This window comes from uncultured Pseudoflavonifractor sp. (genome assembly GCA_904419835.1).
GTDB lineage: Bacteria > Bacillota > Clostridia > Oscillospirales > Oscillospiraceae > Pseudoflavonifractor.
Genome location: CAJFTA010000077.1, coordinates 1 through 7,459, shown reverse-complemented (window position 1 = coordinate 7,459; position 7,459 = coordinate 1). Strand labels below are relative to the sequence as shown.

Annotated in this window: 7 protein-coding genes; all 7 read right to left on the bottom strand. The window is 61.7% G+C overall.

Features of this window, described 5'->3' with window-relative positions; translation table 11 throughout:
• Positions 1-222: 222 nt before the first annotated feature.
• The 7 genes from QZY67_RS11030 to QZY67_RS11000 all read right to left on the bottom strand — a co-directional run bounded on the left by QZY67_RS11030 (position 223) and on the right by QZY67_RS11000 (position 7,286).
• On the bottom strand, positions 223-699 hold the full coding sequence (locus tag QZY67_RS11030; protein ID WP_295370307.1) for a GNAT family N-acetyltransferase: 477 nt from the start codon (positions 697-699) through the stop codon (positions 223-225).
• Between the two features lie 28 nt (positions 700-727).
• Complete coding sequence (locus QZY67_RS11025; RefSeq protein ID WP_295370305.1) at positions 728-2,599, bottom strand: ABC transporter ATP-binding protein; 1,872 nt, start codon at positions 2,597-2,599, stop codon at positions 728-730.
• Positions 2,589-4,412, bottom strand: coding sequence for an ABC transporter ATP-binding protein (locus tag QZY67_RS11020; protein ID WP_295370303.1), 1,824 nt, complete (start codon positions 4,410-4,412; stop codon positions 2,589-2,591). The genes QZY67_RS11025 and QZY67_RS11020 overlap by 11 nt, the downstream gene beginning before the upstream one ends.
• Positions 4,413-4,503: 91 nt before the next feature.
• The gene (locus QZY67_RS11015; protein ID WP_295370301.1) at positions 4,504-5,166 is read right to left on the bottom strand and encodes an ATP-binding protein; all 663 of its coding nucleotides are present in this window, start codon (positions 5,164-5,166) and stop codon (positions 4,504-4,506) included.
• 6 nt (positions 5,167-5,172) lie between these two features.
• Positions 5,173-5,871 (bottom strand): LytTR family DNA-binding domain-containing protein, encoded by a 699-nt coding sequence (locus tag QZY67_RS11010; RefSeq protein ID WP_295370299.1) that lies wholly within the window; start codon positions 5,869-5,871, stop codon positions 5,173-5,175.
• A gap of 11 nt (positions 5,872-5,882) precedes the next feature.
• Complete coding sequence (locus tag QZY67_RS11005; RefSeq protein WP_295370297.1) at positions 5,883-6,422, bottom strand: GNAT family N-acetyltransferase; 540 nt, start codon at positions 6,420-6,422, stop codon at positions 5,883-5,885.
• A gap of 78 nt (positions 6,423-6,500) precedes the next feature.
• A complete protein-coding gene (locus tag QZY67_RS11000; RefSeq protein WP_295370295.1) occupies positions 6,501-7,286 on the bottom strand; it encodes an aminoglycoside 3'-phosphotransferase in 786 nt (261 codons plus the stop codon).
• Between the last annotated feature and the right edge of the window lie 173 nt (positions 7,287-7,459).

The window sequence follows — 7,459 nt, the reverse complement described above, 5'->3', positions numbered from 1 at the left end:
GAGGACTTTTGCGCCGCAGTGCGGCGCGAAAGTAACGGCATTTTTGCAGGCTGTCGAAAAAGTCCCTGGACTTTTTCGACAGCCTGCTGCACTTTTTCGAACTTTTTCAAAGCTGGAAAAAGTGGTTTGACTGCACGCGAAAGACAACCCTGACGGTTTTCTTTCACACTATCTTTCCCTCCGAAACCTTAGGCCGCAGGGTTTATCGACAGCCTCCCGGTTTCAGTTTGCAGTGGAGTTGTTTCCAATGGCCATGACGTACACCTGGCAGGGATTGCGCTCGTCCCACAGGGTGGGGAACACCTCGAACTCCTGAAAGCCCAGGCTGAGATAGAACCGGTTGGTGCGGTCGTAGATCTCATACCGGCCCATCTGGACGGTCTTGACCTGGAGGAAGGAATAGCCCCGGGCCGCCGCGTATTCCCTGGCCCGGTCAAAGAGGGCCCGGCCCAGGCCACGCCGGTGAAAGGCGGGCAGGACGCCCATCACCGCCAGCTCCGCGGTGGCCCGCCCCGTCTCCTTCAGGCAGAGGAAGCCCGCCGCCTCCCCGTCCGCATAGCAGGCGAAAAAGGGCTGGTCCACGCTCTCCCGGATATAGCCCTCCCGGGAGGCCTCAATGCCGAACCACTCCGGCAGGGCCTCCAGCACCCTGCGGGCGATGCGCGCCTTCTCCCGGCTGTCCTGAATCAGTTCCACCATGGGACTCACTCCTGTTTTTCAAGCTTCCTCACGTATTATAATACTGGGCCTGGGCGTGCCACAAGGTGGAATAGGTGCCGCCCTCCTCCGCGAGCAGGGCCTCGTGGCTGCCCTGCTGGACAATCTGCCCGCCCTCAAACACGGCGATCTCGTCGCAGAACTTGCAGGAGGACAGCCGGTGGCTGATATAGACGGCGGTCCTGTCCTCCACAATGTCGTTAAGCTTGGAGTAGATCTCCGCCTCGGCCACCGGGTCCAGGGCGGCGGTGGGTTCGTCCAGAATGAGGAAGGGGGCGTCCTTGTACAGGGCGCGGGCAATGGCGATCTTCTGGGCCTCGCCGCCGGAGATGTCCACGCCGTCCTCGTTCAGGTCCTTGTACAGCCAGGTGTCCAGCCCCCTGGGCATGGCGGAGAGCCGGTCGCCGAACCCGGCGTCCGTCAGGCACTTCTCCGCCCGGGTCCGGTCGTAGTTTGCCGCGCCGGCCACGTTCTCCCCCAGGGGCAGGGCCAGCAGCTTGAAGTCCTGAAAGACCACGGAGAAGATGCGCATATAGTCGTCGTAGCGGTACTTGCGGATGTCGATGCCGTTGAGCAGAATCTCTCCCTCGGTGGGGTCGTACAGGCGGCAGAGCAGCTTGATGAAGGTGGTCTTGCCGCTGCCGTTCCGGCCCACCACGGCCAGGCGGCTGCCCACCCGGAACCTGATGTTGACGTGGCGCAGGGCCCACTGGTCGGTGTCCGGGTAGCGGAAGGACACGTCCCGGAACTCCACCTCGTACTTCCGGTCGGCGCGCTTCTCGGTGGTCAGGCTGCCCTGGTACATCCGGTTGGGGATGTCCAGATATTCAAAATTGATCTCCAGGAACGTTCCGTTGGCCCGGATGTTGCCCATGGTCTCCAGCAGCATGGACAGGCCCCGGAACAGCTGGGTGATGGCCCCCACATACTGGGTGATGTAGCCCACGCCGAAGGCGCCCGCCCAGGCCTTCAGGCACACAAAGACGTACACCAGGCCGGTGAGGACCACCGCCACGCACTGGGACAGGGCGTTGAGCAGCCCCATGGGGCCTTTTGCGATGCGGGTGATATAGGAGCCGGGGGCGAAGTCGTCGTTCCGGTCCAGATAGGGCTCGCAGACGTTCTCCTGCTGCTGGTAGATGCGCACGTCCGCCGCCCGGGCCCTGTCCATACTCACCAGGGGGTAAAAGCTCAGAATGCGGTTGGTCAGGCGGACTGTTGCGGCGTAGTCGGTCCAGTAGCGGTTGGCCCGGTTGGCGCACATGGGAGAGACCACGGCGGCCAGCAGCAGCAGGCAGACCATGGCGGCGGCGGAGAGGGGGTGGTTGAGGAAGGCCAGGCCGCTGCCGGCGGGGACGGGGGAGAGGAACAGGCTGACCGACAGGCCCACGCCGCCCAGAACCTGCACCACGGCCGTGACAAAGGACTCGAAATAGGAGATGGTCTTGCGGATGCCCCAGCCGGCCCAGTTTTCGTTTTGCAGGATCTGGGCGTACAGGTCGAACACCGCCTGCCGGTCCACGTCGGCGTAGTCCAGCCCCACCATCTTGTCCATATAGATCTGGTCGTCCAGCCGGCTGGCACAGCCTTTTGCGTATTTGGACCAGCGGGTGAGCACGCCCTGGAGCAGGGCGCACACCGCCGTACAGGCCAGGGTGAGGACCACCCACCGGAGCAGCTGGTCCGGCCTGCGGGCGCCTGAGAGCTCGTCGATGATGCGGGCGGACAGGAAGATGGTCACATAGGGCGTGACGGCCTTGACCACGGAGGAGAGCAGGGTGGAGACAAACACCTGGGGACAGAGCTTCCACCAGATGCCCCACGCCCGCAGGTTCAGCCTCCAGGCCGCGCCGTAGCCCAGCTTTTTCTCCTTATTTGCCATGGTTTTCGCCCCCTTCCCTGTAATACTGGCTCTGTACGTCAAAGAGCTTTGCGTATCCGCCGCCCCGGGAGAGCAGCGCCTCGTGGGTCCCCTCCTCGGCGATGCGGCCCTGTTCCAGGAACAGAATGCGGTCGCAGAACCGGGTGGAGGCCAGCCGGTGGGAGATGAACAGGGAGGTCTTGCCCCCGGTCATCCCGCTGTACTTTCGATAAATGTCCTCCTCGGCGATGGGGTCCAGGGCGGCGGTGGGCTCGTCCAGCACCAGGACGGGCCCGTCCTTGTACAGGGCCCTGGCCAGCATCAGCCGCTGGGTCTGGCCGCCGGACAGCTCCACGCCGTCCTCAAAGACCTGGCGGCCGATGGCGGTGGCCACCCCCTTGGGCAGGGACATGACCTTTTCCGTCAGACCGGCCTGGTCCAGGCAGGCCATGACCCGGTCGGCGTCGATGCCGTCCACCCGCTGGGCCACATTTTCCGCCACGCTGGCCTCCAGCACGGAGAAGTCCTGAAACACGGCGGAGAACAGCGCATAATAGGCCCGGCGGTCATAGCGGCGGATGTCCTCCCCGTTGAGGAGAACCCGGCCCTCGGTGGGGTCCAGAAAGCCGCAGACCAGCCGCACCAGGGTGGTCTTGCCGGCGCCGTTGAGGCCCACAATGGCCAGCTTTTCCCCGGGGTGGATGGTCAGATTGATATGGCGGAGGGTGTCCGAGTCCGCCTTGGGGTACCGGAAGGACACGTTCTCCAGGCGGATCTCGCAGGGGGTGGACAGGTCCCTGGGCAGAGGTTCTCCGTCCTCAAACCGGAAGGACTCCGGGTAGTCCAGAAATTCCCGCACCATGGAGATGTCCAGGCTCTCCCGGTGGAGCTGGTTGAACATGTCCAGAATGCCGGTGACCCACTGGGTGAAGCCGCTGGCGGCGGTGAAGTAGAGCAGGAATTCCGCGGCGCTCATGCCGCCGGTCAGGGTGAGCCACAGGAGGTAGGCGTAGGCCGCGCCGTTGCGGATCAGGGTCAGCAGCAGGTCGGTCAGGTTGATCCACAGGTACACCGACTCCCGCCTGCGGAGAAAGGCGCGGTACAGGGCCATGGACTTGCGCCACACCTCATTCATCCATGGCCCCAGGCCGAACATGCGGATGTCCTTGGCGTGGGGGCGGCCGGCGGCGGTCTGGCGGATATAGCCCATCTCCTTGATGGGCTTGGCCGCCTCCTCACGGTGCCGGTAGCCCCACCCGCTGACCTTCTTGTCCACAAAATACCCCGCTGCGGCGGTGACGGCGATGACGCAGAACAGAAGAGGATGCAGGCCGGAGAGAATGGCCAGATAGACGGCAAAGCCCAGCAGGTTGGTGAGGATAGCCGTCCAGGTGGTCCAGATGTGCTCTGTGGCGTCGTCATTGCTGCAGCAGGCATCCATGGCCTTGTACTCCAGTTCGGTGAACCGGGCGTCCATCAGGTTGGGGTAGGAGGTCCGGGAAGCCTTCAGGCCAAGCTGGCGGGTTAGCCACATGCGGAGATGGCACCGGCCGAACAGGGTGTTGGTGTCCAGATACCGCTTCAGGCCGGACAGGAGCAGCAGGAGCAGGGAAAATCCGGCGATGGTCGGGAGCAGGGACTCCAGGGGCGCGGCCTCCTCCACCCTGGCAATCACTGCAGGGGCGATGAGCAGCTCGGCCACGGTCTGGCCGGCGGTGACCACCGCCAGCGCGATGCACAGGAAAATTACGCTGGGGCAGCTGCGCCAGGCGGCGGAGAGCATAAAGCCGGTGTTCTGCCACATGTTGTAGGGGGATTTCTTCTTCTCTTCCATGTCGGTCACCTCTGGTACCATTCTACCAAAAAAATCGTCCCCAGATCATTCTGGGGACGAATCGTCACGCCCGGGGGACGAATTGCAGCGCTCACGCCTGGGGGAGCAGAATCTCGGTGGTGAAGGCGCCGTCCTCGCTGTTGCGGCTGATGTACCCGCCCAGCCGCTCCACAATGGCGTCGATGCGCACCAGCCCGAAGCCGTGGCCCTCCCCCTTTGTGGTGGGAAACAGCCGGCCCACCTTTTTCAGCTTCTTCCCGGCGGTGAAATTGGTGAAGGAGATGTAGAGCTGGGTGTTCTTGATGTCCATGTACACCCGGATGAGCCGCCGCTCCTCGGGCAGGTGGAGGCTGGCCTCGATGGCGTTGTCAAAGAGGTTGCCCAGAATGCAGCACAGGTCGATCTCCGACGACTTCAGCCGCACCGGGATGCAGGCGTCCGCCACCACCTGGATGCCCTTGGACCGGGCCAGGGAGATCTTGGAGTTGAGGATGGCGTCGGCCATGGGGTTGCCGGTCTTGATGACCGTGTCCACGGTGGTCAGGTCCTGGTCCAGCAGGTCCAGGTACCGTTTGATGGCCTCCCAGTCCTCCGCCGCGGCATAGGCCTTCATGGTCTGGATATGGTTGCGGTAGTCGTGCCGCCAGCCCCGGATCTGCCGGTACATGTTGTCCACCTCCCGGTAGTGAGTCTCCACCAGCTCCTGCTGGTAGGAGGCGATCTGCCGGTCAATCCGCCTGGAAAAGAACCCCATGTCCGCTCACCTCAGATTGATAATGGCCCGGTTCACGCCCTCATAGGCCCCCCGGGGCAGGGGGATGGACGTGCCGTCGCTGAGCCGGATTTCCGCCTTGGTCACCCGGCTGATCCGGGTCAGGTTCACAATGACCGACCGGCCCGCCCGGTAAAAGCGGCTGTCCAGCTGCCCCTCCAGGTCCCCCAGGGTCATCTTCACGGTGATTTCCCCGGCGGCGTGGATGGTCACATAGTTGCCCGAAACATCGGCGTACTTGATTTGATAGACGGGGACCCGGACCATCTCGCCGCCCGACTCGAAGTTCAGGACCTTTTCGTTCCGGGAGAGCTTTTCCGCCGCCCGGTCCAGCACGGAGAACAGCTTGTCCTCCCGGACGGGCTTCATCAGATAGTGAAGGGCGGCCACGTCGTAGCCCTCGGCGATGTAGTCGGAATAGCCGGTGACAAAGATGATCTGCACCGTCTCGTTGTCCCGGCGCAGGGTGCGGGCCATGGTCACACCGTCCATGGCCCCCATCTCAATGTCCAGAAGCAGGATGTCGTAGTCCTTCTCCTCGGCGTAGTGAAAGAGAAATTCCTCGGCGGACGCGAAGAAGGCGGCCTGAAGGGTGTGGCCCCTGTCCGCGGCCCACCGGTCCGCCAGGGTGGACAGATATTGGCGGTCCGCCGCCGAATCGTCACAAATGGCTATCTTATAGTTCATAGCTCCTCCGGTTATCCGGGCGGCGCTCCCGCCGCCCGGGCAATTTCCGCTTCCGTCTGCCCGGTGACCCACCTGCCGAACACCCGGGAGTCCACAGCGGGCACATAGCCCATGTCCCGGCAGCCCAGTTTGGTCAGCAGCGCCATGCTGGGGGCATTCTCCGGGTCGGTGAAGCAGAGGAACTCCCAACCGGGGAACCGAGTGTGCAGCAGCGCCATGAGGGCGGCCAGGGCCTCATAGGCATAGCCCTGCCGCTGGTGCCGGGGGGAGACGGTAAAGCCCAGGGAGATGGCGCCGTCCTCCGGCATCACCAAAATCTCGCCCACCAGCTCACCGGAGTCCTTCAGCGCCGCTGCCGCCATAAAATGGGCGTCCACAGACAGAACGTCGTGGCTGTGCCGCTCCACCAGCGCGGCGATTTCTCCGTACTCCCTGACCTGCCCCCGCTGATACCGGGCGCAGCGGGGGTCGCTGCGCCAGCTGTGAATGGCGGCCGCGTCCTCCGGCGCCACAGTGCGGAGGATCAGCCGCGCGGTCTCAAGAAAAATCATGGAAGCCTCCCCTGCCTTATTTTCTGGCGAGCAGCGCCGCGCGCCCGGCTGTTGCTTCCTTTAACGCTCTTGCGATACTCAGCCAAATACTTCAGCCGCAGCAACGACTTTGAGTACTGCCTCGTCTGCCTTATCCCTTCCATATGCGTCGAGAAAACGCTCATAGTACTGATTCGTTTTCAAATTAAACCAAAGCGTCCAAGCGCCCCAAAATAAATCAATATGCCTGTCGCCAACGCCGCCGCTGCCGACATCAATAAACCCTGAGAAGGTCCAGTTGTTAAGAACAATGTTCGGCAGGCAATAGTCGCCGTGAAGCAGAACTTTGCTCTGCAGGGCATCTTTCTCTGCGGTCAGAACGGCATAGGCGTCCTCTGCTGAGCGGTATCCGAAACAACCGGGGAAAGCAGATTTATCATAATTCCCGGTATGGTAATTCTTCTCAGCCGCAGCAAGATATTCTGCCGTCCTGTCCATGATCGGGCAGCCGGTATAATCTGTTTCATGCAGTTTTCTTAATTCATATGCAATGGTGTCGCACAGGCGTGTGGGATTCATAAGATACGCTTCGTGCACGCAGTCCTCCCCGATAACAGCGGCCGTTAAAAGCCAATCGCGGTCATTTGAGAGATAATGCAACACCTCTGCGCCAAGTTTCTTTGAGTAAAAATACGCTGTCATTTTGGCTTCTTTTTCGAGCGTTCCGCTGCCCGAGCATTTTAAATAGTACCCGTTTCCCTTGTCAATGAAATACACTTTCGCTTCGGGTGAACAGGAACTGTCGTAAATACTTGCCCCGGACACAAAATGCAGAATATCCTGCGGCGGTTCATCTGGAATTTGATGCAGCAATGTTTTTTGCATTCATCATCTCCTACTTGCGGGAAAGCAGTACGCACGTCTCGACTGTACTTTCTTTGTCCCAACTCATTTCGTCAATCTCCTGACCGTTATAGAACACTGGGAACTTGAATTTGATATGCCTCAAAAATCGTCCATCCGGCAGTTCGTCCTCATAAATATCAACACGTTCCACG